General features: G+C 67.1%; 1 protein-coding gene. It reads left to right on the forward strand.

Going from position 1 to position 252, the window contains the following annotated elements; all coding sequences use genetic code 11:
* The coding region (locus tag SB660_RS22340; protein ID WP_410584658.1) for a hypothetical protein at positions 1-252 on the forward strand (252 nt) is incomplete at both ends.

The raw sequence follows: 252 nt of genomic DNA on the forward strand, positions 1-252 counted from the left end.
GGGTGGAGATCACCGGCCCCGGTACCTTCACCGGGAACCAGGCCTGGGTCGGGATGAGCCTCGCGAGGCTGTTCCACGCGACGGGTGAGACGAAGTACCTCGACGGGGCGCTGCGGATCGCCGAGTGGATCCAGGCGAACACCGCCGACATGGTCCGCGCTCCCTTCGGATACACGGGCGGCCAGCTGGACGACGGCACCTCGCTGACGTGGAAGTCGACCGAGCACAACAGCGACATCTCCGGATTCTTCG

It is taken from the genome of Bacillus sp. SIMBA_005, assembly GCF_046535585.1.
Classification (GTDB): domain Bacteria; phylum Bacillota; class Bacilli; order Bacillales; family Bacillaceae; genus Bacillus; species Bacillus pumilus.